Annotated in this window: 22 protein-coding genes and 1 tRNA gene; 12 read left to right on the plus strand and 11 right to left on the minus strand. The window is 67.1% G+C overall.

What is annotated here, in order from left to right:
• Positions 1-27: 27 nt before the first annotated feature.
• Genes AC1RJ5_RS04175 through AC1RJ5_RS04185 form a run of 3 tightly spaced genes read right to left on the minus strand, consistent with a single transcriptional unit; the run spans position 28 to position 3,677 of the window.
• Entirely contained in the window at positions 28-1,425 is a 1,398-nt protein-coding gene (locus AC1RJ5_RS04175; protein ID WP_269574971.1) for a sensor histidine kinase, read from the minus strand.
• Positions 1,422-2,522 (minus strand): DUF2336 domain-containing protein, encoded by a 1,101-nt coding sequence (locus AC1RJ5_RS04180; protein ID WP_493111876.1) that lies wholly within the window; start codon positions 2,520-2,522, stop codon positions 1,422-1,424. The genes AC1RJ5_RS04175 and AC1RJ5_RS04180 overlap by 4 nt, the downstream gene beginning before the upstream one ends.
• Positions 2,523-2,558: 36 nt before the next feature.
• Positions 2,559-3,677 carry a hypothetical protein gene (locus AC1RJ5_RS04185; protein WP_342250038.1) on the minus strand — a complete coding sequence of 373 codons (1,119 nt, stop codon included), beginning with the start codon at positions 3,675-3,677 and terminating at the stop codon, positions 2,559-2,561.
• Positions 3,678-4,098: 421 nt separating this feature from the next.
• Here AC1RJ5_RS04185 and AC1RJ5_RS04190 point away from each other — a divergent pair, with 421 nt between their 5' ends.
• A complete protein-coding gene (locus AC1RJ5_RS04190) occupies positions 4,099-4,707 on the plus strand; it encodes a hypothetical protein (RefSeq protein WP_269574968.1) in 609 nt (202 codons plus the stop codon).
• A gap of 51 nt (positions 4,708-4,758) precedes the next feature.
• On the opposite strand, the gene AC1RJ5_RS04195 is transcribed toward AC1RJ5_RS04190, so the two are convergent.
• Positions 4,759-5,955 carry an exo-beta-N-acetylmuramidase NamZ family protein gene (locus tag AC1RJ5_RS04195; protein WP_269574967.1) on the minus strand — a complete coding sequence of 399 codons (1,197 nt, stop codon included), beginning with the start codon at positions 5,953-5,955 and terminating at the stop codon, positions 4,759-4,761.
• 116 nt (positions 5,956-6,071) lie between these two features.
• Positions 6,072-6,608, minus strand: a complete 537-nt coding sequence (locus AC1RJ5_RS04200) for a DOMON-like domain-containing protein (RefSeq protein WP_493111879.1) — start codon at positions 6,606-6,608, stop codon at positions 6,072-6,074.
• A gap of 51 nt (positions 6,609-6,659) precedes the next feature.
• Here AC1RJ5_RS04200 and AC1RJ5_RS04205 point away from each other — a divergent pair, with 51 nt between their 5' ends.
• Positions 6,660-7,514, plus strand: a complete 855-nt coding sequence (locus AC1RJ5_RS04205; RefSeq protein ID WP_493111881.1) for a DMT family transporter — start codon at positions 6,660-6,662, stop codon at positions 7,512-7,514.
• A 112-nt stretch (positions 7,515-7,626) separates the two neighbouring features.
• On the opposite strand, the gene AC1RJ5_RS04210 is transcribed toward AC1RJ5_RS04205, so the two are convergent.
• Entirely contained in the window at positions 7,627-8,373 is a 747-nt protein-coding gene (locus AC1RJ5_RS04210; RefSeq protein WP_493111883.1) for a glucose 1-dehydrogenase, read from the minus strand.
• Positions 8,374-8,477: 104 nt separating this feature from the next.
• On the opposite strand from AC1RJ5_RS04210, the gene AC1RJ5_RS04215 reads away from it, so the two are divergent.
• The 3 genes from AC1RJ5_RS04215 (at position 8,478) to AC1RJ5_RS04225 (ending at position 10,514) form a co-directional block, all read left to right on the plus strand.
• On the plus strand, positions 8,478-8,825 hold the full coding sequence (locus AC1RJ5_RS04215) for an ArsR/SmtB family transcription factor (RefSeq protein ID WP_269574963.1): 348 nt from the start codon (positions 8,478-8,480) through the stop codon (positions 8,823-8,825).
• A 34-nt stretch (positions 8,826-8,859) separates the two neighbouring features.
• The gene (gene tyrS / locus AC1RJ5_RS04220) at positions 8,860-10,086 is read left to right on the plus strand and encodes a tyrosine--tRNA ligase (protein WP_269574962.1); all 1,227 of its coding nucleotides are present in this window, start codon (positions 8,860-8,862) and stop codon (positions 10,084-10,086) included.
• Positions 10,087-10,193: 107 nt separating this feature from the next.
• Positions 10,194-10,514, plus strand: a complete 321-nt coding sequence (locus AC1RJ5_RS04225; RefSeq protein ID WP_184167193.1) for a PilZ domain-containing protein — start codon at positions 10,194-10,196, stop codon at positions 10,512-10,514.
• 35 nt (positions 10,515-10,549) lie between these two features.
• Here the strand turns inward: AC1RJ5_RS04225 and recG are convergent, their stop codons facing one another.
• Positions 10,550-12,607 (minus strand): ATP-dependent DNA helicase RecG, encoded by a 2,058-nt coding sequence (recG, locus tag AC1RJ5_RS04230; RefSeq protein WP_493111886.1) that lies wholly within the window; start codon positions 12,605-12,607, stop codon positions 10,550-10,552.
• 301 nt (positions 12,608-12,908) lie between these two features.
• Positions 12,909-13,127, minus strand: a complete 219-nt coding sequence (locus tag AC1RJ5_RS04235) for a hypothetical protein (protein WP_184167199.1) — start codon at positions 13,125-13,127, stop codon at positions 12,909-12,911.
• 192 nt (positions 13,128-13,319) lie between these two features.
• Between AC1RJ5_RS04235 and AC1RJ5_RS04240 the strand changes: the two genes are divergently transcribed.
• The 4 genes from AC1RJ5_RS04240 to AC1RJ5_RS04255 all read left to right on the plus strand — a co-directional run bounded on the left by AC1RJ5_RS04240 (position 13,320) and on the right by AC1RJ5_RS04255 (position 19,512).
• Positions 13,320-13,586 (plus strand): FAD assembly factor SdhE, encoded by a 267-nt coding sequence (locus AC1RJ5_RS04240; protein WP_184167202.1) that lies wholly within the window; start codon positions 13,320-13,322, stop codon positions 13,584-13,586.
• 98 nt (positions 13,587-13,684) lie between these two features.
• Positions 13,685-17,140, plus strand: coding sequence for a transcription-repair coupling factor (gene mfd, locus AC1RJ5_RS04245; protein ID WP_493111889.1), 3,456 nt, complete (start codon positions 13,685-13,687; stop codon positions 17,138-17,140).
• Between the two features lie 93 nt (positions 17,141-17,233).
• On the plus strand, positions 17,234-18,739 hold the full coding sequence (locus AC1RJ5_RS04250) for a protoglobin domain-containing protein (RefSeq protein WP_493111891.1): 1,506 nt from the start codon (positions 17,234-17,236) through the stop codon (positions 18,737-18,739).
• A gap of 401 nt (positions 18,740-19,140) precedes the next feature.
• Positions 19,141-19,512: a hypothetical protein gene (locus AC1RJ5_RS04255; RefSeq protein WP_269574959.1), complete on the plus strand. Its 372-nt coding sequence runs from the start codon at positions 19,141-19,143 to the stop codon at positions 19,510-19,512.
• Between the two features lie 255 nt (positions 19,513-19,767).
• On the opposite strand, the gene AC1RJ5_RS04260 is transcribed toward AC1RJ5_RS04255, so the two are convergent.
• Positions 19,768-20,154: a hypothetical protein gene (locus AC1RJ5_RS04260; RefSeq protein ID WP_269574958.1), complete on the minus strand. Its 387-nt coding sequence runs from the start codon at positions 20,152-20,154 to the stop codon at positions 19,768-19,770.
• Positions 20,151-22,133, minus strand: a complete 1,983-nt coding sequence (locus AC1RJ5_RS04265) for a putative bifunctional diguanylate cyclase/phosphodiesterase (RefSeq protein WP_184167214.1) — start codon at positions 22,131-22,133, stop codon at positions 20,151-20,153. The genes AC1RJ5_RS04260 and AC1RJ5_RS04265 overlap by 4 nt, the downstream gene beginning before the upstream one ends.
• A gap of 41 nt (positions 22,134-22,174) precedes the next feature.
• Between AC1RJ5_RS04265 and moaA the strand changes: the two genes are divergently transcribed.
• From moaA to AC1RJ5_RS04280, 3 genes are all read left to right on the plus strand, one after another.
• A complete protein-coding gene (moaA, locus tag AC1RJ5_RS04270; protein WP_493111894.1) occupies positions 22,175-23,191 on the plus strand; it encodes a GTP 3',8-cyclase MoaA in 1,017 nt (338 codons plus the stop codon).
• Complete coding sequence (locus tag AC1RJ5_RS04275; protein ID WP_184167221.1) at positions 23,188-23,958, plus strand: NAD kinase; 771 nt, start codon at positions 23,188-23,190, stop codon at positions 23,956-23,958. Before moaA ends, AC1RJ5_RS04275 begins: the two co-directional genes overlap by 4 nt.
• A 72-nt stretch (positions 23,959-24,030) precedes the next feature.
• Positions 24,031-24,105, plus strand: a tRNA-Asn gene (locus AC1RJ5_RS04280).
• 175 nt (positions 24,106-24,280) lie between these two features.
• Here the strand turns inward: AC1RJ5_RS04280 and AC1RJ5_RS04285 are convergent.
• Positions 24,281-24,925, minus strand: coding sequence for a sensor histidine kinase (locus AC1RJ5_RS04285; protein ID WP_493111896.1), 645 nt, complete (start codon positions 24,923-24,925; stop codon positions 24,281-24,283).
• Between the last annotated feature and the right edge of the window lie 91 nt (positions 24,926-25,016).

Below are 25,016 nucleotides of genomic sequence, written 5' to 3' on the forward strand. Positions count from 1 at the left end.
GGGGCGTCCGCCAGACCGGCGGGCGCCCTATTGCCGGATCGGCAGGCTGAACACGAAGCGGGCACCCTGCCCCGGCGCGCTGTCGACCATCAGGTCGCCGCCCATCGCCCGGGCAAGCCTGCGGGCAATGTATAGGCCAAGGCCCGAACCGCCCGGCTCGGTCGGATCGACCCGGCCGAACTTCTCGAAGATCTTCTCCTGGTCCGCCTCGGCGATGCCCTTGCCCTGATCGGCGACGATCACATGGCCGTGGCTGTCGTCGCGCTCGAGCCGGATCCACACCATCGCTCCCGTCGGCGAATAGCGCACCGCATTGCCGATCAGGTTGACCAGCACCTGCAGGGCCCGGCGAAACTCGCCGTGCACGGGCACATGCTCGTCCATCGCCGGCCGGTCGATCCGCACCTCGGCCTGGGCCGCGCGCACCGCGAGCAACCCGGCGGCGCGACGCGCGACATCGGCCAGGTCGATCTCCTCGTCCGCCGTGTCGAAATCGTCGCGCTCGATCGCCTGCAGGTCGACCAGGTCATCGACCAGCCCGAGCAGGTGCCGCCCGGCATTGGCGATGTCGCTGGCATATTCCGCATAGTCGGGCTTGAGCGGCCCCTCGGTCTGCGCGCTGATCGAATCGGCGTTGGCGATGATCTTGCCGAGCGGCCCGCGCAGCGCACGATCGAGCCGCTGGCTGAAGGAATCGGGGAAGCCCCCGAACGGCACCGCGGCGGCCGGTACCGGCGCATCCATCTTGGGCGCGGCGGGACCCACCTGGTCGAGCATATGCGCCGCACCGACGAACCCGGCAAAGCGCCCGCCGGGATCGGTGCGCGGCGTCGCGGCGAGGCGAACCATCCGCCCCGTCCCGCGCAGTTCGGCCTTCTGCCCGTCGAACCGGCCCTGCGCCGCCACCGCGGTCAGAATCGGCAGTTCGCCGGCCTCGTCCTGCTCCAGCCGGAACAACCGGGTGAGCGGCTGGCCCAGCATGGTCGAGCTGTCGAACCCATAGCGGGCGCCGGCCTCGATCGAGAGGAAGGTGATGCGCAGCGACGCATCGGTCTCCCACAGCCAGTCGGCCGCCGAACGGAAGAAGTCCCCGTCGCGCTCGGGCTCGCTCGCCGGCGCGCGCCAGCCCGGCCGCAGCCGCCAGCCGCTCACTTCGAGCCGCACGCCGCCCTGTTCGGGCTCGGCCCGCACCCAAAGCTCCAGATCGTCCTCGCCATCGGCGGCAATCACATTGCGCGAGATCGCGATGCCCAGCCGCTGCGCGAGACGCGCCAGCGTCGCGATCTGCGGCACCGCCAGCGGGGTACCGATATTGCCGCCGGCGCGCATGTTCAGCTCGAACAGCCGCGCTTCGGCATCGATCAGCCGCCCTTCGGCATCGAGCCGGGCGATCGACAGCGGCAGCGAGGGATCGATGATGTTCACTTCGCCCCTCCCCGCTGGAGAGCGATCAACGCAGCGCGATAATCCGGATCGAGCTTGAGCGGCGCCAGCGCGGCGCGCGCCTCGGCCGGAGCGATCGCGGCGATCGTATCGAGCGTGTCGGCGAATTTCTCGAGGTCGCGGCGCGGATCGGCTTCGCTCAGCGCATAGCCGACCTGGGCCACGCCCTCGCGACCGATATCCAGCGCCCGCAGCGCAAGCCATAGCCGGTCCGCCGCCGGATCCAGCACCAGGTCACGCGCCAGCTCATAGGGCACGCCCATGCCGTGCCCGAGCAGCGCGATGAACAGCACGATCCGCCGGTCACCAAGCGACTCGACGAGCATGGCCGGGAGCTCGCCCGGCTGGGCATCGATCGCGGCGGCGAAGCGCATCGCGGCGGCTTCGAGCCGATCGCCCTCATCATAGGCGGCAAGGCTGCGCTGCGCCGCGTCGCACAAGACGCGATCGAGCGATTCACTGGCATCGACCACGCGCTCCCGAAGCGCCGCCGCCGTCCACCACACCAGCCGGTGGTGCAGCTCGGCGGGCAGCTCGGTCTGGAATTGTCCCACTTCGGGACTGCCCCGGCGCCGGCTTTCGGCGATCAGCACCGCCATCGCGCTGGCGGCGACGACCCTGTCCGGATGCTGGACGAATCGGTTGATCAGGCTCGGCCGCTCGGGATCGTCCGGCGCGCTCATCGGCAGCGCCGCGCCCAGCATCTCCTGGCGCACCCGCGCGATCAGCTCGCCCATCAGCTCGCCATCACGGAGCAGCCCGGAATTCCACAGTCGTGCGAGCACCGAATTGCCCGGCTCGATCAGCTTGGCGACCAGCAGGGTCTCGCTGCGCCCGGTCAACAACCGTACGGCATGCTCGCGAATCTCGCCTTCCACCGTCTCCACGAGCCCGCGCAACAGCGCGGCCAGGCCTGCGCGGCTATGCTCGTCGAGCCGGGCCTCTTCGGGCAGGAAGAAATCATCAACGGCGACCATCAGACCCTTATAGGCGCGCAACTCCGCAGCCGCCGCACGTGCGAGCAGCTCCCGGGCGCTGACAGCCAGGCCATCGCGCATGTCGATGGGATTCTCCGACATCGACCCCAAGCTAACGGAAATGTCCTTAAGACGAGACTAAGCTTTTTCGCGCGTACCCTCAACTGCCGCAGCGAGCGTGGCGAAGGAATATATCGCAACTGCAGCAAGCCCGATTGTCGCGAATCCGGACAATGCGAAGGGCGAAAAAACCAGCAGGTGCGCCGAGGGGCTCGACCACCAGCGCTTCGGCCGGCTTGGCACGCGTTCGACCAGCCATTGCGCAGCTGCGGCAACCAGCGCGAGCACCGGCGGCGTCGTGCTCCCGCTGGCCGCGAATTCCACCCAGCCACTGAGCAGCACGATCAGGGCGAACAGCGCGAAGATCGCCCATTCGAGCAACCCGGCGCGCTTGTCCTCACCGCGCAGCACCGCCATCGCCGCGCCCGTGGCGAGCGTCGCGGTACCAAGCAGCGCGACGACGCTGCCCGCACCGACCCAGCCCATCGCGGTGCAGACCAGCGAAATCGCCGAAACCACGCCGCCACCGACGCTCACCGCCCAGCCCCGCACGTTCCGCCCGACCAGTTCCGGCAGGACGATACGCGCGGCGCGGGTGAACACCCAGCGATCCGCCCAGTCGGTGCGGCGCTCGGTAAGTGCTGCGAGCACACCGGTGTTGCGCGCAGCCAGCCCCTCGATGCTGCGCTCGACGGCATGGCCGCCCTTCAGCCAGCCCGCGGTCAACCCTACATGCTCGGCGCCCGATTGCGCGGCGACCCGCAGTAGCGCCGACTGGAAATCATAATCCTCGGGCATCTGGGCGATCTGGGTGAGTTGCTCCAGCGAGATGCGCGCGATCCCCGCCCAGCTGTCCCGCATGTCGAGTCGCTCGATCGCGGCGGGCGATGTCGGATCATCCGTGACAAGCAGCGCCTCGCCGCCCGCCTTGGCCATCCGGTCCATCACCGGATCGGTGGTGACCAGCCCGTCAGCCATCACCAGCACCTGCGCGCCGGGCGCGATCTTCTCGGCGGCTTCCTCGGCCGATCGGACGATCTCGATGCGGGGATGGCGCTTGGCGGCGCGATTCACCGCCGCGAGCAACGCCGGGGTCATCTTGCCGACCGCGACCAGCACCTGCTCGGTGCCGGCGCCGAACAGCAGCCGCGCCTGATATTCGAGCAACGTCATGCCGCCGAACGGCAGCGTCGCCATCAAAGTCCCCGGGCGGCCCTCAGCCTCCTCGACCGCAAATATCAGCCCCGCCAACATGATGCGGTGGTTAGGCGCATTGCCGTTGCGAGGCAAATGCCGAGACGGATGCGGTAACACGCCGCGTTTCGGCGGAGCATATGGCACCCCAAGATTACGTCAAATTCATTTTATAATATAACAAAATCATTATCGCATCGTAATTTACAATATTAAGTCACGTATATATTTCATCGCCATTTGCGACGCAAATTCACTTGAACATTCTTAAATCAAGTCGCAGCCTATTCACGGATTTGCTTTATCAGAACTTTCGAGTCGCGGCGCACAATCGCCACGCTGGGGCATTTTGCGTCCGAAATGAAGCAAGTCGCCGCATATCAGCGCAAAGTACGGCTTTGTTTTTCGAAAATGGAGATTTGCGATGACCATATCGATCCTTCTCGCCGTCTACGCGTCCAATTCCATGGGGGAAGACGTCACCTCGCAAGTGGCGGCCATGGTTGCCGGCGGCAATGACGACGTTGCCGTGAACAATGGCAGTTTCGGCGATCCCGATTCCGGGGCGACCAAATATTTCCTGGCCTGGTACACCGCCACCGGCCTCAACAGCGGCAACCCCATCGGTCTCGCCGCGGTCGAGAACACAACGGTCGATCTGATCCCCTCGCCCGGCTATCCGGCCTATTATTTCAACACCGCGCCGCAGCCGAGCGTGGCGCAGTCCGCGAACACGCCGTTCCAGGTGAAGCGCGCTATCTATGGCTCGTCCAATAACGGCTTCGACGTGACGGCGATCTGCCAGGCGATCCTGAACCAGGGCGGCCTGATCGTCGATCAGGGCACAACCAACTTCCAGCTCGCGCTCAACAACGAGACCTTTGGCGGCGATCCCGATTACGGGAACTCCAAGTATTTCGCGATGCAATATGAGGTCAACGGCGTCACCGCCTATATCGGCGGCGCGGAAGGCCAGACCCTGTCGCTGGGCCTGATCCCGGCGATCGCAAAGGCGGAACTGGCGGACGCCTGACGGAATTCCGGCGGGTGGTGTTCTCCCTCCCGCCCGCCGGAACCCGTTCGTTCAATAGAGCAGGTGCGGCCGTCGTGCCTCGATCCAGGCAGCCTCGTCGGGCAGCGTCCGCGCGTCGAGATCGCCGGGCTCCGCCGCTGAGTCGTCCACCCATTCGCGCAGGTCAGTGCCGCCGTTGATGACGTCGATCGCCAACTTGTCGAACACATATTCGTACGGGAAATCGCGCCACAGCGGATAATCCCCATAGAGCTTGCGGATCGCCTTGAAGCCCAGCGCCTGCAGCCGCCACGGTCGGAACGCCTGATGGTCATAGGCAGCACCCTCGGCATGGATGAACACGCCCGAGCAAAGCTGCCCCACATGCTTGTGAAACGTCGGCTGGAACCAGAAATCGCGCAGCGTGCATCCCGCCAGCCATTGCGGCGCCAGCGTGTACATGGCGACGATCAGCTTCTTCGCGTCGATATCGGGCGCACCGAACAACTCGAGCGGGCGCGTGGTGCCCCGGCCTTCGGAGAGCAATGTGCCTTCCAGCATCACCGTGCCGGCATAGGCACGCGCCATGTTGACGTTGGCAGCATTGGGGCTCGGATTGATCCAGGGGCGTTCGATCGGCCAGCCGAAGCCGGGCGCGGCGTCGGGCTGCCAGCCTTCCATCTCGATCACCCGATAGTCGACATCGAGGTTGAACTGCCGGATGAACCAATGGCCCATCTCGCCCAGCGTCATGCCGTGGCGCATCGGCATCGGCCCGGCGCCGACGAAGCTCTCCCAGCCTGGAAGCAGCGTCGTGCCCTCCACCGGGCGGCCGGCGGGATTGGGGCGATCGAGCACCCACACGCCCTTGCCATGCTCCGCTGCGGCTTCGAGCACATAGAGCAGCGTGGTGACGAAGGTGTAGATACGGCAACCCACGTCCTGCAGGTCGATCAGGATCGTGTCGAACGTGCCCATCGACTGACCGGTCGGGCGGCGGACCTCGCCATAGAGGCTGAACACCGGCATCCCGTACGTCGGGTCGGTATAGTCCGGCGACTCCATCATATTGTCCTGCAGGTCGCCGCGCACCCCGTGCTGCGGACCGAACACCGCCGAGACGTTGAGCCCGGTCGCGACCAGCGCATCGAGCGAGTGCGTCAGATCCTCCGTCACCGAGGCGGGATGGGCGAGCAGCGCGATGCGCTTGCCTTCGAGGGGGCGACGAAGCTCAGGGTCGGCGAGCAGCCGGTCGATGCCGAATTTCATGCGCTGCTGGATGCGGGGAGTTCGAGCATGACGCAAGCCGGATCGTCGCCCGCTCTCATCGGTTTAGCTTGCTATCCTATAGGGAGAGCGCAACTGGCCCTGCCGCCTGCGCTCCGTCAGAAGGCGCTCGCCTGCGCCTGTGCCGGCAATTCCACCACAAATCCCGCCTCGGCATGGAAGTCCGGCTTTCCAGGGCCATGCTCGGAGGACCAATAGGATTTGGTTCCGTCGCATTCCTCGATCACCGCGGTGATCGCCAGCTGCCACGGGCCTTCGAGCGGCAATTCCACCTCCGCCGCCATCACGCCGCCGGACATCCAGGTGCCTCGCGGGCTGCTAACCGGAGCATCGGCCATGCCTTCGCGGTAGCCGGTGAAGCTGTATGCCGCCCAATCGCCCGAGGGCGCGAAATTGAGCTCGAGATACCCCTCGCCCTCCCCGCGCACGAACGCTTCAAAGCAGGTCGACTTCCACAGTTCGTCGCGCCGCGCCGTCGCCTCCGCGGCCGGCGGAAGCACCAGCTGGTCCAGCGGGCCGAAGACGAAATAGCGCAGGCCCAGCAGCTGCGGGGCAAAACGCGTCACCTTCACTTCGATGCGATCGACCGCACTCGGGAAATCGGGATGCGGGTAAAGTGGAACGCGAAGGTGCATGGTGACCTGGTGGCGGTTTGTACGCGCGCGAAGATGCGTTACGGGCCGCGCGTGTCCAGTCCTTTCTACCAGTCCCGCACCGGTGTCTTCCTGCTCGCCACGCTTTGCTGCGTGCTCTGGGGCAGCGCCTATCCCGCGATCAAGAACGGCTATGCACTGTTCGGCATCGCCAGGGCGGATACCGCCGCGCAGCTGCTGTTCGCCGGCTATCGCTTCGTCCTGGCGGGTACGATCCTGCTCGCTTTCGCTGCGGCAACCGGCAAGCGGGTTTTTGCCCTGAGCGCAGGCCAGTGGCGCCAGGTAGCGCTGCTCGGCCTCACCCAGACCGGCATCCAGTACGTGTTCTTCTATGTCGGCCTCGCCAATGCGTCGGGCGTGAAGTCGTCGATCATGAACGCCACCGGGGTGTTCTTCAGCGTGGTGATCGCCCATTTCCTCTATGCCGACGACCGGCTGAGCAGCCGCAAGGCGCTGGGCTGCCTGGTCGGATTCCTCGGCGTGGTAGTGGTCAACCTGGGCGGCAACGGCCGTCTCGACTTCGATTTCAGCCTGCTGGGCGAGGGCTTCGTCATCATCGCAGCCTTCGTCCTCGCCGCCGCCTCGATCTATGGCAAGCGCATCTCGCGCGACATGGATCCGCTGGTGATGACCGGCTGGCAGCTCGGCATCGGCGGTCTGATCCTCACTTCGGTCGGCCTTGGCGGCAACGGCCATATCGCCACACCCAGCCTGCCTGCGGCCGCGCTGCTGCTGTATCTGGCGCTGTTGTCCTCGGTCGCCTTCGCGCTGTGGAGCCTGCTGCTCAAGCACAATCCCGTCGGCCTGATCGCCGCGTTCAACTTCCTGATCCCGGTGTTCGGCGTCGCGCTGTCCGCGGTCTTCCTCGGTGAATCGCTGCTCCACTAGAGCTATCTCGCCGCGCTGCTGCTGGTCTGCGCCGGCATCTGGATGGTGACGCGACCATCTGCGCCGAAGCCGGTTGCGGGATGAGGCCGGGTCGCCCCATCCCGCCCCAAGCTCAGCGCAGGCCGCCGCTGGCGGTCAGCTTCTCGCCGGTCAGCCAGCGCGCATCGTCCGAAGCCAGGAACACGGCGATCGCGGCGATGTCGTCCGGATAGCCGACGCGGCCGAGCGGGGTCTGGCCGATGATCGCGTCGAAGAATTCCGAACCGACAAAGCCCGCGGCATGGGTGCCCTCGGTCTCGACCACGCCCGGGTTGATCGCGTTGACGCGGATCTTGCGCGGACCGAGCTCATTGGCGAGCACGCCGGTGATCGCGTCCACCGCGCCCTTGGTGCCCGTGTAGACTGCGGACTCCGCCGGGAAGAGGCTGGTGACCGCTGACGAGATGTTGATCACGCTTGCGCCCTCGCCGAGATGCTTAGCCGCCGCCTGGGTGGTGAGCAGCACGCCGAGCACGTTCACGTCGAAGGTGCGGCGATAGAGTTCCTCGGTCGTCGCATCGAGCGAGGCGAATTCATAGACGCCCGAATTGTTGACCAGCACGTCGAGCCGGCCGAATTCCCTGATCGCAGCATCGACCAGCGCCTGCGCCTGGTCGGCCCTGGCGACATCGGCCTGCACGGCGATCGCCTTGCCGCCGGCATCGGTGATGTCGCGCACCACCGCATCGGCGCCGGCCTTGCTCGACGCATAGTTGACCACCACGGCGGCGCCTTCCGCCGCCAGCGACTTGGCGATGCCGGCACCGATGCCCTTGGATGCTCCGGTAACGATCGCGACCTTGTCTGCGAGCTTCGACATGACTGAAATTCTCCATGGGCCGGTCGCCGATATGGCCCCATACTCCCATAGTTCAGGATTTCGGAACTGTTGAACCAAGCTTCAAGAGCCCCTAGATAGAATTCATGCGACCCCTGTTTCACCCTTCGATCGAAGACGTGTCGGTGGAGGCGATCCTCCACGCGCTGTCCGATCCCACGCGCGCGGCGATCTTCGCCCAGGTCGCCGGCCAGGGGTGCGTCCAGGGCTGCTCGACCTTCGCCAGGGTCGGCGATCGCGACATCCCCAAGTCCTCGCTGTCCCAGCATTTCAAGGTGCTGCGCGACGCCGGGCTGATCCATTCGGAGCGCCAGGGCGTCGAGATGCGCAACACGACGCGCTGCGGCGAAGTCGACGCCCGCTTCCCCGGCCTGCTCGCCGCAATTCTCAGCGCGTATGCCGGCAACAAGGACTGCGATACGTCCAAGGCATGACAGGGCCGCTCGGCTCGGCTATGCGGCCCGCATTATGACCGAATTCAAGTCCGATCTGCTCCGCCTGCTCTCCGAACGTGGCTATATCCACCAGGTCACCGACCCGGAGGCGCTCGACGCCCTTGCGACGAAGCAGATCGTCCCCGGCTATATCGGCTTCGACCCGACCGCGCCGTCGCTGCACGTCGGCAGCCTCGTCCAGATCATGCTGCTGCGCCGCCTCCAGCAGGCCGGCCACAAGCCGATCGTGCTGATGGGCGGCGGCACCGGCAAGATCGGCGATCCCTCGTTCAAGGACGAGGCGCGCAAGCTGATGACCGACGAGGTGATCCAGCAGAACGTCGCCTCGATCAAGACCGTGTTCGAGAAATTCCTCACCTTCGGCGACGGCCCCACCGACGCAGTGATGGTCGACAATGCCGAGTGGCTCGACAAGCTCGAATACATCCCGTTCCTGCGCGATATCGGCCGGCATTTCTCGGTCAACCGCATGCTCAGCTTCGACTCGGTCAAGCTGCGCCTCGACCGCGAGCAGTCGCTGTCGTTCCTCGAGTTCAACTACATGATCCTCCAGGGCTATGACTTCCTGGAACTGTCGCGCCGCGCCGCGTGCCGCCTGCAGATGGGCGGGTCGGACCAGTGGGGCAACATCGTCAACGGCATCGAACTCGCCCGCCGCGTCGATGGCACCGAGGTCTACGGCGTCACCACCCCGCTGATCACCACGGCGGACGGCGGCAAGATGGGCAAGACCATGTCGGGCGCCGTCTGGCTCAACGACGACCAGCTCTCGGCGTTCGATTACTGGCAGTTCTGGCGCAACACCGACGACCGCGACGTCGGCCGCTTCCTGCGCCTGTTCACCGACCTGCCGCTCGAAGAGATCGCCCGCCTCGAGGCACTTGAGGGCGCCGGCATCAACGAAGCCAAGAAGGTCCTCGCCAACGAAGCCACCGCCATGTGCCGCGGCCGCGCCGCAGCCGATGAAGCCGCCGAGACCGCCCGCAAGGTGTTCGAGGAAGGCTCGGCCGGCGGTTCGCTCCCGACCTTCGCGGTCGAGGGTACCGGCATCAACGTGGTCGACGCCCTGATCGCGCTCGAGCTCTGCGCCTCCAAGGGCGAGGCCCGCCGCAAGATCGCCGAGGGCGCGATCCGCGTAGACGACCAGGTGGTAAGCGACCCGGCCTATGACATCCCGGTGACGAGCCAGGTCAAGCTCAGCTTCGGCAAGAAGAAGCACGGCCTGCTCGTACCTGCGTAACCTTCCGGATGCTCCGATAAGTCGGTGTTAAGCAGCTTCGTTGCAATGAGATTCACGCGGTAACAGTATCACCGCAACCGTACCTCAAGCGTTTTGTGAGGCGTGGCGTGAGTTTTGGATCGAACCTGGCTTATTCGGAGCCCCGGCGGGAAGGACGCGAAGACGTCTACTACCGCGCGCGCGCGTTCGGTCCCGACGCGAAGCAGCTGAATTTCATCATCGTCAACATCTCGCCGCACGGCCTGATGGCGCGCTGCGAAGACGAGTTCCAGACCGGCGACCGCATCCGCGTGGTCCTGCCGCATGCCGGCACGGTGGTGGCGGAAGTCCGCTGGGCGCTGGGCGGCCGCATTGGCTGCCAGTTCGAGCGCGCGATCGACCTCGCCAGCTATTACGAGCTGATCTCGGTGATGGTGAAAGCGAAGTAGGTTCCCATTCCCCTTCCTTCCAGGGAGGGGAGAATTTACCCCGCCCGCAACAGGCTCACCGCAGCATCCCGCTCGAACAGGTACAGCGCCACCCTCGCCGCCTCCCCGCGCGGCGATCGTAGCGCCCGGTCCTGGTCCTCCAGCAGCCGCGCATCGCCATTCGCTGCCGCGATCAAGGTCGCCAGGCTCTCCGGCGTCGCCAGCCGAAAGGTCTGCTCGCCCGACTGGCGCGTGCCGAGGATCTCGCCCGCGCCGCGCAGTTCGAGGTCGCGCTCGGCGATCAGGAAGCCGTCGGTGGTGTCGCGCATCAGCGCCAATCTCGCCCGCGACGTCTCGCTGAGCTTGTCGCCGCGCAGCAGGATGCAGTGCGACTGCCCCCCGCCCCGCCCGACGCGTCCGCGCAGCTGGTGGAGCTGGGCGAGGCCGAACCGGTCCGCCGCCTCGATCACGATCAGCGTCGCATTGGGGACGTCCACGCCGACCTCGATCACCGTCGTCGCGACCAGCACGCCCAGCTCGCCGCTGGCGAAGCGCGCCATCACCGCGTCCTTCTCCGGTCCCTTCATCCGGCCGTGGACCAGCCCGACCTTGGCGCCGAACTTGGCGGTGAGCGTCGCCGCGCGATGCTCGGCCGCGGCGAGATCGGTCTTCTCGCTTTCCTCGACCAGCGGGCACACCCAATAGGCCTGCTTGCCCGCCTCCAGGTGCCGCCCCAGCCCGGCAACGACCGCGTCCAATTTGTCCTCGGCGATCACCGTGGTCTGGATCGGCTGGCGGCCCGGCGGCATCTCGTCGAGCCGGCTCACATCCATCTCGCCATGCGAAGCGAGCTGCAGCGTGCGCGGGATCGGCGTCGCGGTCATCACCAGCAGATGGGGCGGCACCTGCGCCTTGGCCTGGAGCATCAGCCGCTCGGCCACACCGAAGCGGTGCTGCTCGTCCACCACCACCAGCCCCAGGTCGCGATACGTCACGCCCTGCTGGAAGATCGCATGGGTGCCGACCAGGATGTCGATCTCGCCCGCGGCGAGCCCCATCAGCGTCGCCTCGCGCGCCTTGCCCTTGTCGCGCCCGGTCAGGATCGCGATCCGCACATCGAGCCCGGCGAGCATCCGCGACAGATTCTCGTAATGCTGCCGCGCCAGGATCTCGGTCGGCGCCAGCATCGCGCCCTGCGCCCCCGCCTCGGCGGCGATCAGCAGCGCCATCGTCGCGACCAGCGTCTTGCCCGCGCCGACATCGCCCTGGAGCAGGCGAAGCATCGGCTGGCTCTGCGCCATGTCGCCCTCGATCTCGCGGATCGTCCGCGATTGGGCGCCGGTCGGCGTGTACGGCAGCTGGAGCCTGTCGCGCAGCCGCCCGTCCCCCTGCAGCGAGCGCCCGCGCTTGGCTCGTGCCTCGCCGCGCACCAGCATCAATGCGAGCTGGTTGGCGAACACCTCGTCATAGGCGAGCCGCTCGCGCGCCTTGGCGTCGGCCGGATCGGCATGGATGCGGGTCAGCGCTTCCTTCCAGCCCGGCCATTGGTGCCGCTCCTTCAGGCTCGGCTCGATCCATTCGGGCAGGTCGGGCGCGCGCTCGATCGCCTGGGCGGCCATCGCCGCGATACGCTTCGAGGTGATGCCTTCCGAACAGGGATAGACCGCCTCGCGCCCGCCGCCCTCGGCCTCTTCGGGCACGACGACCTCGGGGTGCACGATCTGCAATTCCTGGCCATATTGGTCGAGCCGGCCGGACACCCAGCGCTTCTCGTTGAGCGGCAGCAGCTTCTTCGCCCAGCCCGAATTGCCGCCGAAAAAGACCAGGCTGACGAAATTGCCATGCGTGTCGACCGCCTGCACCCGGGCGGGCGAGCGCGGGCTGCTGCCGAAGCGATAATTGGCTGCGGTCAGCTCGATCGCGATGATCCGGCCGACATCGGACGCCATCAGCTCGTCGCGCGGGATACGGTCGATGAAACCGGTCGGCAGATGGAAGGCGACATCGACCACCCGCGCCAGCCCGAGCCGCTCCAGCGGCTTGGCGAGCGCGGCGCCAATGCCCTTCAGCGCCGTGACTTCGGCGAAAAGCGGATTGAGAATGTCGGGCCGCATTGGCCCCGACCTAATCGCTGCAACGGCGCGCCGCTAGGGGGCGATATGAGCCAGCCGGGCATTCGGGATGCAAAGCCCGAACCTGGGTCGGGAACGCATGTTCTTATCGTCATCCCCGCGAAGGCGGGAATCCATTCTGGCTGCCCGAAGTCAGTCCCATTGCCCGCAATGGCAATGGATCCCCGCCTTCGCGGGGATGACGGGAGCAATTCCGAAGACTCGTGCAGGCTCTATGGCCAGCCTTAAATCCAGAGCTGGTCCCCGGCCTTCGCCGGGCAACCGAAATGGAAAATCTAGCGCCTCACGCCGCGTTGCGCGCCGGCGCGATCGCCTGGCCGGCCGCCTCGATCGCGGCATGGACTTCGTTGACGGTCGATCCGACCACCACTTCATGCGCGCCGTCGAACGAGAGTACGCCCACATCGTCGCCCGCCATGTTGATCGTCGCCACGGTACGAACCTCGGCGATGTTCACGAGGATCGGATCGCCATTGATCGACTTCAGCATCACGAAACGCATTTGGAACTACCCCTACCCAATGTATCCCCCATCATAGGAAGATCGCCGGCCAATCGGGCTGCAATCGCCCGATAATGGCGCGATTAAGTTGTGGACTGGCGTTTCGCCCCCCACCGACCTATCTGCACATCCCTATTCCCCTCGCCGACTGCGCCGTTTCGCGCTGCCGGCCATTTGCCGTTGAGGACCCGCATGGACCGCGAAATCCGTCTCAAGCGCCTGCACTTCCGCGCATGGCACCGCGGCGTGAAGGAAGCCGACCTGCTGATCGGCGGCTTTTTCGACAAGCATGGCGCCAGCTGGAGCGATGCCGAGATGGACCTGTTCGAGGAACTGCTCGAGGAGCAGGACGTCGACATCATGGCCTGGGCGATGGGCGTCGAGCCTGCCCCCGAACGCTTCGCCGGCACGTTGATGACCGCGCTCAAGGAACTGAACTACGTGCCGATCAGCGAGTAGCCGTCATCCCGGCGAAAAGCCGGGATCTCGTGCGGCTCCTTCCCCGCGCCTTCGCCTGAGATCCCGGCTTTCGCCGGGATGACGAACCAAGAGCCAAGATGCCCGACCTCAAGACCATCCTCTCCGCGCAAAAGCCCCTCACTCTCTCGGGCGCTCCCGCCGGCTTCCTTCCCTGGATGCTGGCCGATCTGGCGCGCACCGGGCGGATGGCCGTGTTCGTTGCGCCCGACGAATCCGCGATGCGCGCCGTGGCCGGCACCGCGCCCTATTTCGCGCCCGAGCTTGAGGTCCTGAGCTTCCCCGCCTGGGATTGTCTTCCCTATGACCGCGCCAGCCCAACGCTGCGCGTCATGGCCGAACGCCTCGCCACGCTTCACGCGCTGCAGAGCAAGAGCGACAAGCCGCGCCTGCTCGTCACCACCGTCAACGCCGTCACCCAGCGCACGCTCACGCCCTTCCGCATCCGCCAGCTCGTCGCCCGCCTCGCCCCCGGCGAGCGCATCGGCTTGGACAAGCTCGCGGTACTGCTCCAGGCGAACGGCTATGTCCGCGTCGACACGGTGAACGATTCCGGCGAGTTCGCGGTGCGCGGCGGCCTGGTCGATCTCTTCCCCTCGGGCGCCGAACAGGCACTCCGCCTCGATTTCTTCGGCGACGAGATCGAGAGCGTCCGCACCTTCGATCCGTCGGACCAGCGCACCACCGGGCGGGTCGATGGCTTCACCCTGCTGCCCGCATCCGAAGCCCTGCTCGACGAGGAATCGGTCAAGCGCTTCCGCACCCGGTACCGCGAAAAGTTCGGCGCCACCGCCACCGGCGATCCGCTCTACCAGGCGATCAGCGACGGCCGCCGCCTCGCCGGCATGGAGCATTGGCTGCCGCTGTTCGAGGATCGCCTAGAGACCCTGTTCGAGCATCTCCCCGACGATGCGATCCTGATCCGCGACGCGGGCGATGCCGGCGCCGCCGAAGCCCGGTTCGAAGCGATCGCCGACTATCAGTCGAACCGCGTCCGCGCCCAGTCGGCCGACCCGGGCAGCTATCGCCCGCTCGCAGCCGATGCGCTCTACCTGGTCGCCAGCGAATGGGAGAAGCGCCTTGCCGACTGGCCGGCGCACACCGCCACGCCCTTCCACGAGCCCGAAAGCGCTACCGTCCTCGACTTCAACGTCGATGGCCCGCGCGATTTCGCGCCCGAACGCGCCGCCGGCACCAATGTCTATGAGGCGGTGGTCGAGCACATCGCCAAGCTGCGCAAGGCGGGCAGGAAGCCGATCCTCGCCAGCTATTCGGGCGGCGCCCGCGAGCGCCTGACCGGGCTGCTCGCCGATCACGGGCTTAAGACCGCGCGCAAGGCGGACAGCTGGCATGAGGCGATGGGCATCGCCGACAGCGCCGTCGCAATGATCGTGCTGCCGCTCGATCACGGCTTCGCCGCGCCCGACGTGTCGGTACTGACCGAGCAGGATATGCTCGGCGACCGTCTCGTCCGCCGCTCGAAGCGCCGCAAGTCGACCGACGCGTTCCTCAACGAGCTGGCGACGCTCTCGCCGGGCGACCTGGTCGTGCACGTCGATCACGGCATTGGCCGCTATGAGGGGCTCACCCAGATCCCGGTGCAGAAGGCGCCGCACGACTGCGTCGCGCTCACCTATGCCGGCGGCGACAAGCTTTACGTCCCGGTCGAGAATCTCGAGGTCCTGAGCCGCTACGGCGCGGGCGAAGAGGGCGCGACGCTCGACAAGCTGGGCGGCGAGGCGTGGCAACGGCGCAAGAGCCGGATGAAGGAGCGGATCCGCGAGATCGCGGGCGAGCTCATCGCCACCGCGGCCAAGCGCGCCACCCGCCCCGCCGAAGTCGCCGAGCCCGATGCCGGCGGCTACCCCGCATTCGTCGACCGCTTCCCCTATGAGGAGACCGACGACCAGGACCGCGCGATCGGCGACGTGCTCGAGGATCTCGCGGCCGGCCGCCCGATGGACCGGCTCATCGTCGGCGATGTCGGCTTCGGCAAGACCGAGGTCGCGCTGCGCGCCGCCTTCGTCGCGGCAATGGCCGGGATGCAGGTCGCGGTGGTCTGCCCGACCACGTTGCTCGCCCGCCAGCACTTCAACAACTTCACCCAGCGTTTCGAGGGCTTCCCGATCAAGGTCGGCCGCCTCTCGCGCCTGGTCGGCGCAAACGAGATGAAGGCGACCAAGGACGGCGCGGCGGACGGCACGATCGACATCGTCGTCGGCACCCACGCAGTGCTCGCCAAGAATGTCGAGTTCAAGCGGCTCGGCCTGGTCATCGTCGACGAGGAGCAGCGCTTCGGCGTCACCCACAAGGAGCGGCTGAAGGCTATGAAGGCGGACGTCCATGTCCTCACCCTCACCGCCACCCCGATCCCGCGCACCCTGCAGATGGCGATGTCCGGCCTGCGCGAGCTGTCGGTGATCCAGACCCCGCCGGTCGATCGCCTCGCGGTGCGCACCTATGTCATGCCCTGGGACCCGGTGGTCCTGCGCGAGGCGCTGCTCCGCGAGCATTATCGCGGCGGCCAGGCCTATTTCGTCACCCCGCGCATCTCCGACCTGCCCGAGATCGAGGAGTTCCTGCGCAACGACGTCCCCGAGATCTCCTATGTCGTCGCCCACGGCCAGATGACGCCGACCGAGGTCGAGGAGCGCATGTCCGCCTTCTACGACCGCAAATACGACCTGCTCGTCTCGACCACGATCATCGAGTCCGGCATCGACATCCCCTCGGCCAACACCCTCATCATCAACCGCGCCGACAAGTTCGGCCTCGCCCAGCTCTACCAGCTGCGCGGCCGCGTCGGGCGCTCCAAGACCCGCGCCTATGCGTACATGACCACCCCCGCCCAGCGGCTGATGACCGAGGCGGCGGAGAAGCGCCTCAAGGTCCTCTCCGACCTGGAGAGCCTGGGCGCCGGTTTCCAGCTCGCGTCGCACGACCTCGACATCCGCGGTGCCGGCAATCTGCTCGGCGACGAGCAGTCCGGCCATATCAAGGAAGTCGGCTACGAGCTCTACCAGTCGATGCTCGAGGAAGCGATCATGGACGCCAAGGCCGGCGGCCTGCGCGACGAGCGCCCGCGCGACCTGTCGCCCCAGATCACCGTCGACGCGCCGATCATGATCCCGGAGGACTATGTCCCCGACCTCGACCTGCGCATGGGCCTCTATCGCCGCCTCAACGACGTCGAGGACCGCGCCGGCATCGAGGCCTTCGCCGCCGAGCTGATCGACCGCTTCGGCAAGCTGCCCGAGGCGACCGAGAACCTGATCACCCTGATCGAGACCAAGCTCAACGCCAAGAAGGCCTGCATCGCCAAGATCGATGTCGGCCCCAAGGGCGCGCTGGTCAGCTTCCACGACGACAAGTTCCCGAACGTCGAGGGCCTGCTCGCCTATGTCGACAAGCTGGAAGGCACCGCGAAGCTGCGCCCGGACATGAAGCTGGTCATCAACCGCGCCTGGGCCACGCCCCAGGCCCGGCTCAACGGCGCGCTCCAGCTCTCGCGCGGACTCGCCAAGGCCGCCGGCTGAATTTTTGATCCGGATCAATATCCTGCGCGCGGCGGCACCGCCCTTGGGTTCGCTCTCCTAGAATAGGGGGGCATCCCAAGGAGAATCCTCGAAGTGACCGATCATCTCTCGTCCCGTCTCGCGTACATGGAGATGGGACCCGCGCAGCGTGCCACGCTTTCCGCCAACAGCACGCTGATCCGCTCGGTAATCGGCAAGGCCCTTGATCGTTTCTACGCCCGTGTCCGCGCCACCCCGGAGACCGCGCGCTTCTTCTCGAACGCCGATCACATGCGCGGCGCCCAGTCGGCCCAGGAAAAGCACTGGGGCCGTATCATGGACGGCAATTTCGACGAGCAATATTATCAGAGCGTCCGCCGCATCGGCGCCACCCATTCGCGCATCGGGCTCGAGCCGCGCTGGTATGTCGGCGGCTATGCGCTGGTGCTGGAGCACCTGATCGAAGCCACGATGGCGCGCACCCCGCTGTGGCGCCGCCTCGTCAATGCCTTCCGCCCCCGCGCCGCCGCCGCCCTGCCCGCCGCGCTGAGCAAGGCCGCCCTGCTCGACATGGAGCTCTCCATCTCGATCTATCTCGAGGAAGAGCAGGTCGCCCGCGAAAAGGCCGTGCAGGCGCTCGACGAGGCGCTGGCCGCGCTCGCCGATGGCGACCTCACCCGCCAGCTCGCCAACATGCCCGCCACCTATGCCTCGCTCGAGCGCAGCTACAACCACACGCTCGCCAAGATGCAGGACATGATCCGCGCGGTCACCGCCGGCTCGCAGCGGATCAACGGCACGATCCACGAGATCGCCCAGGCGTCGGACGACCTCGCCCGCCGCACCCAGGCCAATGCCGCCAGCCTCGAGGAGACCAACGCCGCCGTCTCGCAGATGGACAGCCGCTCGAGCAACACCGCCCGCGCCGCCCAGTCCACCGTCGCCCGCGCCGACCAGGCGATCGCCACCGTCGATGACGGCCGCAGCGTCGCCCATCAGGCGGTCGAGGCGATGAACCGCGTTTCGGAAAGCGCCAAGGGCATCGACACGGTGATCGAGGGTCTCGACAAGATCGCCTTCCAGACCCGCGTCCTCGCGATGAACGCCGCCGTCGAAGCCGGCCGCGCCGGCGAGGCGGGCCGCGGCTTCGCCGTGGTCGCCGACCTGGTCAGCGCGCTCGCGATGCGCGCCGAGGAAGAAGCCGGCCGCGCCCGCGACCAGCTCACCACGACCCAGGCCGAAGTGGTTACCGCGGTGGATGCGGTGATGAAGGTCGATGGCGCGCTCGCCAACATCTCCAGCGATGTCGGCGAAGTCCACGCCCTGCTCGGCACCATGGCGCAGGACAACAAGGCGCAGGCGGTCGCGATCGGCGAAGTCAGCACCGCGATCGGCGCGATGGACCGGGGCACGCAGCAGAACGCCGCGATGGTCGAGGAAACCTCCGCCGCCACCCGCACGCTCGAGCAGGAAGCCGAAACCCTGGCCGAGCTCACCAGCGCCTTCCGCACGGATGCCGCAGCCGCTCCCGCACGCGCGAACGGTCGCCACCCGATCGTCAGCGGCGTGGTGCGCAACCTGCCGGCAGCGGCGGTCTCCGCCCTGCGCGCCCCGAACTGAGACAGGGCAAATCGACCTGTATTTTTGCGTAATTGCGCATGCTGCAACTGCGTTCAGGATGCAGGATGAGATTCTGTCGCTCGGCGTCAGGGCCGAACCTCGGGGGAGGTTTGGCCCCGGTGCGGCTTCTTTGTTTTGAAGCCGACCCGTTTCGGCAGATCTCGTGTTGAACCGATAATCATAAGGCTGCGTATCTGGCCGTGACGGATGTGATTGAATCAGGCGCGCCCCTGAACGGGGCCGCTCGCGAGGAGCTTGGCTTGAGGGAGCCGGACGGTTTCGAGCAACGTCGACTGCTGACCGAAGCGATGGCCCGGCTGTCGCATGCAAGCTCCATTGACGAGCTGGTCACTGTGCTGCGGGATTGCGCGCGCACCATTGCGCGATGCGACGGGGTCACCGTGATCCGTCGCACGGGCAATCGTGTGGCCTATATCGCCGAAGACGCGATGTCCCCGCTCTGGGCAGGCTCGGATTTCCCGATCGAGAATTGCATCTCGGGCCTCGCCATCCTCGAGGCACGCCCGATCCACATTCCCGACATCTACGAGGATGATCGGGTGCCGGTGGACGCCTATCGCCCCACCTTCGTGCGCAGCATGTCGATGTATCCGATCGGGCTGATGGGCCCGAGCATGGCGATGGGCGCCTATTGGAAGGACGCAGGCGCCGCCGATCCGGCGACCAACGCCCTGCTCGCCAGCCTGGCGCGCTATGCCGGCGTCACCCTCAACCGCGTAACCGAAGGCCGCGGCGCGGACCCGGAGGGATAAATCGCGCCGCCGATCCCGATGGACCGGCCTCCCCTTTCCGCCATCTCCCAAGCCGTTCCCCTCACGCCCCGCTCGTCATTTCCTCTCTTCCGCCATTCCGTCTTCCGGCAGTGCCCCCTCCGCCATCCCCGCGAAGGCGGGGATCCATTGTCGCTGAAGGCAATGAGTCCCACCCCGGCCAGCCAGAATGGATCCCCGCCTGCGCGGCGATGACGACAAGAATTCGCAAGGATGGGCAATGGACAGCAGAGCCCCCTATCGGATCTCCAGCACTTCCTCTTCCTCGGCCTCCAGCTCCTCGACCGAGAATTTCTCCCGCTCCATGCTGAATCCGCCGGTGGTGCCTTCGTCGAGCCGCCAGCGCCCATTCGCCTCGGTGCCCTGATCGTCGATCTGGCCCTCGTAGAACACCGCATGGTGCCACCGGCCGCGATATTGCTTCACGAACTGGATCAGCCCGCTGCTCCGCCGCCCGGCAACCGATGCGTTGCGGATGCCGCCCTGCCCGTCCGGCTCGCTGATCGATCCGGAGAACACTCCGCCCGCTTCCTCGAGCACGGCGATGAAGCCATTGTCCTGGTCGCCTCCGGTGCTGGCATAGCGGCCATACCAGACGCCGCTCATCTCGCGCGGATCGCTCATGCCCGGCTCACCAGCTGGGCCAGCGCCGGCACGTCCACCGGACCGGCGCACAGATAGCCCTGGAAATACTGGCAGCCTTCCTTGGCGAGCAGGTCGAGCTGCTCGGCCGTCTCCACGCCCTCGGCGACCACCGACAGCCCCAGCGAGCGCGCCATGTCGATCACCCCGCGCACGACCACCCGGTCACGCGCCGATCCCGTGATGTCCTGGCTCAGCTTGCGGTCGATCTTCAGATAGTCGAGCGGCAGCGCCTTGAGATAGGCCAGGCTCGAATAGCCCGTGCCGAAATCGTCGATCGCCACCCGGCATCCCGCCGCGCGCAGCATGGTGAGCAGCCGCGCCGCCTCCCCCAGGTCGGACATGATTCCGCTCTCGGTGATCTCCACCGTCAGCCGGTTGCGCGGGAAGTTGCTCGCATCGATCCGCCCGAGCAGCGCATCGAGGAACCCCGATCGCGCGACATCCCCGGCAGTGACGTTGATCGACAGCCGCAGCTTGCTCAGCGACATCGGCCAGTTGGCCGCCGCCGCCAGCGCCCGGCGCTGGACATGGTCGGACAGGGTCGCGTCGAGCCCGGCACGCTCCGCGGTCGCGAACAGGGTCTCCGCGCCAAGCTCGCCGAATTCCGGGTGGTTCCAGCGCGCCAGCGCCTCCACGCCGATGATCTGCCCGGTCGCGATCGCCACCTGGGGCTGGAACAGCACGCCGATCTCGCTGCGCTCCAGCGCCCGGTGCAGGCTGTCGACCAGCACGTCGACCGGAGGTGCCCCCTTTTCCAGCGGCACGTCGCCGAGCAGTGCCTCGCTCGCCCGGCGCAGCATCGCGGCGGCGGTGTCTCCCGCCTGGCTCGCCCCGGTCACCAGCCGCGCCCCCAGCGGGGCGATGTCGCCGCCCGCGACGAAGGGCCGGGCCAGCGCATCCTCCAGCCGCGCCGCCGCGGTGCCGATCCGCGCGGCATCCGCATCGTCGCTGGCGACCAGGAATTCCGAACCGCCGATCCGCGCGACGATCGCGCCCTTGCCGAGCGCCTCGCGCGCCACTTCGCCCACCCGGCGCGAGACGCTGCGCAGCAGCTCGTCGCCCACGGTGCGGCCATAGGCGGTGTTGACCGTCTCGAACCGCGTCAGCCCGATCAGCACGATGCCCACCTTGCCGCCCTCGGCCAGCCGGCGGTCGATCCAGCGGCGGGCACTGGGCCCGTCGCGCGCGCCGGTCAGCGCGTCGCGCACCGCCGCATTGGCATCGGGCGCCACGCCCAGCGCCTCGACCAGCGCGTGCAGCCGGTTGGTCTGCGCGTCATATTGCAGGTGCTGCACCACCCGCCCGACGCCGGCCAGGTCGTGCGCGAACGCGGTGGACGGGGTCTCGGCATTGAGGCGGCGCAGCGCGCTGCGTGCCAGCACCCGGTCGGCAAGATCGAGCTTGGCGAAGAAGCTGCGGGTGCCCGGTGCCTCGGGCAGGCCGAGCAGGCTCGCCAGCGCCGGCGTCACCTGGAGCGAGCGCATGCCCGGATCGAAGCGCCAGCCGAGCGGCTCGGCCGGCCCCTTTTCCTGGCCATGCCAGCCCGAGAGCCGCTCGACATGGCGCTGGGCGAAGCGGATCGCATGCGCCATCGCCGCCGAGGACATTGGGCTCGACAGGAAATGCGTCGCGCCGGCGTCGAAGAAATAGCGCATGTGCACCGTGTCGCTCTGCGACACGAGGATCAGCATCGCCGCGCCATGCGCCTCGATCGTCGGGCCCAGGACCTTCGCGGCGTCGAGCCCCTCGGAAAGCGCGCCGCGCGCGTCGATCACCGCGACGGCGGCGCCGCTGCCCAGGAAGCGGCGCTCCAGCGCGTCCGATCGCCGGGCCGCCACGACCCGCCAGCCGCCTCCCGCCGCTGCCGCCGCGACTTCGTCGCGCTGGCGGAAGCTGAGGACGAACACCGGTGCAGCGTCTGCATTGGCGCCTTCGATGACTGTGAAATCTTCAGACATTCCGCCCTCGATAACGCGAACGCTTGCCCACCGCTATCTTCATGCTTACCTGCCTTTACATGGCAGCCGCGTCCGCCTTGATCGATGCCCATGGCCGCGCGATCCAGTATTTGCGGATTTCGGTGACGGATCGCTGCGATCTGCGTTGCCGCTACTGCATGTCGGAGGACATGCGCTTCCTGCCCCGCAGTGAATTGCTGAGCCTCGATGAGCTGGCGCTGATCGCCGATCGCTTCATTGCCCGCGGCGTGCGCAAGATCCGGCTGACCGGCGGCGAGCCGCTGGTGCGCAGCGACACGATCGAGCTGGTCCGCCGCGTCGGGCGGCATCTCGGCCAGGGGCTGGACGAAGTCACGCTGACGACGAACGGCACGCGGCTGGCGGAGCATGCTGCGGCGCTGCGCGATGCCGGGGTGCGCCGGGTCAATGTGAGTCTCGACAGCCGGGATCCCGCGGTTTTCCGCCATGTCACCCGGCATGGGGACGTGGCGAAGGTATTGGCGGGCATTGCCGCGGCGCAGGATGCCGGGCTTGCGGTCAAGCTCAACATGGTCGCGCTCAAGGGGCTGAACGAGGGCGAGGTCGCGCCGATGCTCGCCTGGGCGGTCGAGCGCGGCATGGACCTCACCCTGATCGAGACGATGCCGCTCGGCCAGATCGACGAGGATCGGGTGGATCGCTTCCTGCCGCTGGGCGGGGTGCTCGCCGATCTGCGCGATCGCTTCGATCTCGTGCCCGATACGCATCGCACCGGCGGCCCCGCGCGCTATTGGCGCGTCGCGGGCTCGGACACGCGGCTGGGCCTGATCACCCCGCTCACCGCCAATTTCTGCGACGGCTGCAACCGCGTCCGCCTCGCCACCGACGGAAAGCTCTATATGTGCCTGGGCCACGATGAAGGCGTGGATTTGAAAGCCGCCCTCCGCAGTTCCGAATCCCTCGCCCTGGACGCGGCGATAGATGATTCGCTTCGCCGAAAGCCTGCCCGGCATGATTTCCGCATCGCCGCCGGGGCTGCTCCGGCCACGCGTCGCCACATGAGTGTCACCGGCGGATGAGCCAGTTGCGCGCGCTTTTCGCTTCCCCCACCGAACCCGCCCAGCTCGCCGCGGACGAGTTGCGCGAGGCCTATGAATGGGTGCCGCTGGACCAGGCCGAATCGATCGTCGCCCTGGGTGGCGACGGCTTCATGCTCCAGACCCTCCACACCCTGCTCGAAGGCCGCCGCAACCTGCCGGTGTTCGGCATGAACCTCGGCACGGTCGGCTTCCTGATGAACGACTGGCGCCGTGAAGGGCTGGACGAGCGGCTGGCCCGCGCCAAGCCGTTCAAGGTCAGCCCGCTCAAGATGCACGCGGTCAACACCACAGGTGAGCGATTCGAGCTGCCGGCGATCAACGAAGTCTCGTTCCTGCGCGAGACGCGCCAGACGGCGAAGCTCGAGGTCACGGTCAACGATCGCGTGGTGCTGCCCGAGCTGGTGTGCGACGGCATGCTGATCGCCACGCCTGCGGGCTCGACCGCGTACAACCTCTCGGTCCAGGGACCGATCCTGCCGCTGGGCTCGGGCATGCTGGCGATGACGCCGATCAGCCCCTTCCGTCCCCGGCGCTGGCGCGGGGCCATCCTGCCCGACAAGGCGCGAATCACGATTCGCGTGCTGGAGGCCGACAAGCGCCCGGTCAGCGCGGTCGCGGACCAGCGCGAAGTGCGCGATGTGGCCCGCGTCGATATCGAAATCGACCACCACCGCGACCTCACCTTGCTCTTCGATCCCGAGCATGCGCTCGATGATCGCATTACGATGGAACAATTCGTCGCCTGACCCCTTGCAATCCTCGAAAACCCGCTGCATAGGGCCGCCTCCGCCGCGGTTCACCGCGCGGAAAGATGGTGATCCCTGATAGCTCAGCGGTAGAGCTCTCGACTGTTAATCGAGCGGCCGTAGGTTCGAATCCTACTCAGGGAGCCACCACAAACCCTTCAGAAACAAAGACATTCAGCACCGCAGCGCAATCGCGCATGCGGCTCTTCGCGTTTCCACGCGCCCGAGATCGTTTCCCGATTCCAACGAAAAAGCCCCGCCCGTGAGGGGACGGGCGGGGCTTCAGAGGCCCGGTGGGGGGATGGGCCTCTCGGGGGGTAACTCAGATGAACTCGGGTCCACGCGGCAGGGCGAGAACGAACACGGCGCCCTCCCCCGGCTCGGCAGGTTCGATGGTCAGCGTGCCGTCATGGGCGTCGACGATCGTCTGCGAGATGGCGAGGCCGAGGCCGGTGCCGTCCACCTTGGTGCTGACCATCGGCTCGAACAGATGCTCCTGCACGCCGACGGGAATACCAGGCCCCGTGTCCGCCACGCGGATGCGGACGCGCTCGCCTTCGGTCCAGCTCGAGATCTCGATCTTGCGGACCGGGCTGTTCCACATCGCCTGCGCGGCGTTGAGCAACAGGTTGGAGAGCACCATCTCGATCTGGATGCGATCGGCAAGCACGCAGGTCGATCCCGGATCGAAGCTGCGAACCACCTCGACATCTTCAAGGCACGAAAGCCGGGCGCTGACGGCGTCGAGCATCTCGACCAGGCATTCCGGGCGCACATCGACGCGACCCGTCTTCACGAAGGTGCGCATCCGCAGCACGATGTCCGACGCCCGCGCGGTCTGGGCCGCGGCGTCCTCGATGAAGCCGAGCAGTTCCTCCAGCCCGTGGATGCGCTGGCGGATGACCGAGGCGCAGCCCAGCATATAGTTGCTGGCCGCGGTGAGCGGCTGGGCAAGTTCATGCGCCATTGCCGCTGCCATCGCGCTCATCGCGGTAAGGCGTGCACGTGCGGAAGGATCGCTTGGCGAGCATGGCTCGGGGGGCGAATCATTTGCAGGA

It is taken from the genome of Sphingomonas sp. GW822-FHT03G08 (assembly GCF_058801135.1).

Excerpts from the sequence above, each read along its gene's own strand:
- AC1RJ5_RS04180 (WP_493111876.1), bottom strand. The coding sequence starts at position 2,522 with ATGTCGGAGAATCCCATCGACATGCGCGATGGCCTGGCTGTCAGCGCC.
- AC1RJ5_RS04185 (WP_342250038.1), bottom strand. The coding sequence starts at position 3,677 with ATGGCGACGCTGCCGTTCGGCGGCATGACGTTGCTCGAATATCAGGCG.
- AC1RJ5_RS04190 (WP_269574968.1), top strand. The coding sequence starts at position 4,099 with ATGACCATATCGATCCTTCTCGCCGTCTACGCGTCCAATTCCATGGGG.
- AC1RJ5_RS04195 (WP_269574967.1), bottom strand. The coding sequence starts at position 5,955 with ATGAAATTCGGCATCGACCGGCTGCTCGCCGACCCTGAGCTTCGTCGC.
- AC1RJ5_RS04200 (WP_493111879.1), bottom strand. The coding sequence starts at position 6,608 with ATGCACCTTCGCGTTCCACTTTACCCGCATCCCGATTTCCCGAGTGCG.
- AC1RJ5_RS04210 (WP_493111883.1), bottom strand. The coding sequence starts at position 8,373 with ATGTCGAAGCTCGCAGACAAGGTCGCGATCGTTACCGGAGCATCCAAG.
- AC1RJ5_RS04215 (WP_269574963.1), top strand. The coding sequence starts at position 8,478 with ATGCGACCCCTGTTTCACCCTTCGATCGAAGACGTGTCGGTGGAGGCG.
- tyrS (WP_269574962.1), top strand. The coding sequence starts at position 8,860 with ATGACCGAATTCAAGTCCGATCTGCTCCGCCTGCTCTCCGAACGTGGC.
- recG (WP_493111886.1), bottom strand. The coding sequence starts at position 12,607 with ATGCGGCCCGACATTCTCAATCCGCTTTTCGCCGAAGTCACGGCGCTG.
- AC1RJ5_RS04235 (WP_184167199.1), bottom strand. The coding sequence starts at position 13,127 with ATGCGTTTCGTGATGCTGAAGTCGATCAATGGCGATCCGATCCTCGTG.
- AC1RJ5_RS04240 (WP_184167202.1), top strand. The coding sequence starts at position 13,320 with ATGGACCGCGAAATCCGTCTCAAGCGCCTGCACTTCCGCGCATGGCAC.
- mfd (WP_493111889.1), top strand. The coding sequence starts at position 13,685 with ATGCCCGACCTCAAGACCATCCTCTCCGCGCAAAAGCCCCTCACTCTC.
- AC1RJ5_RS04260 (WP_269574958.1), bottom strand. The coding sequence starts at position 20,154 with ATGAGCGATCCGCGCGAGATGAGCGGCGTCTGGTATGGCCGCTATGCC.
- AC1RJ5_RS04265 (WP_184167214.1), bottom strand. The coding sequence starts at position 22,133 with ATGTCTGAAGATTTCACAGTCATCGAAGGCGCCAATGCAGACGCTGCA.
- moaA (WP_493111894.1), top strand. The coding sequence starts at position 22,175 with ATGCTTACCTGCCTTTACATGGCAGCCGCGTCCGCCTTGATCGATGCC.
- AC1RJ5_RS04275 (WP_184167221.1), top strand. The coding sequence starts at position 23,188 with ATGAGCCAGTTGCGCGCGCTTTTCGCTTCCCCCACCGAACCCGCCCAG.
- AC1RJ5_RS04285 (WP_493111896.1), bottom strand. The coding sequence starts at position 24,925 with ATGGCGCATGAACTTGCCCAGCCGCTCACCGCGGCCAGCAACTATATG.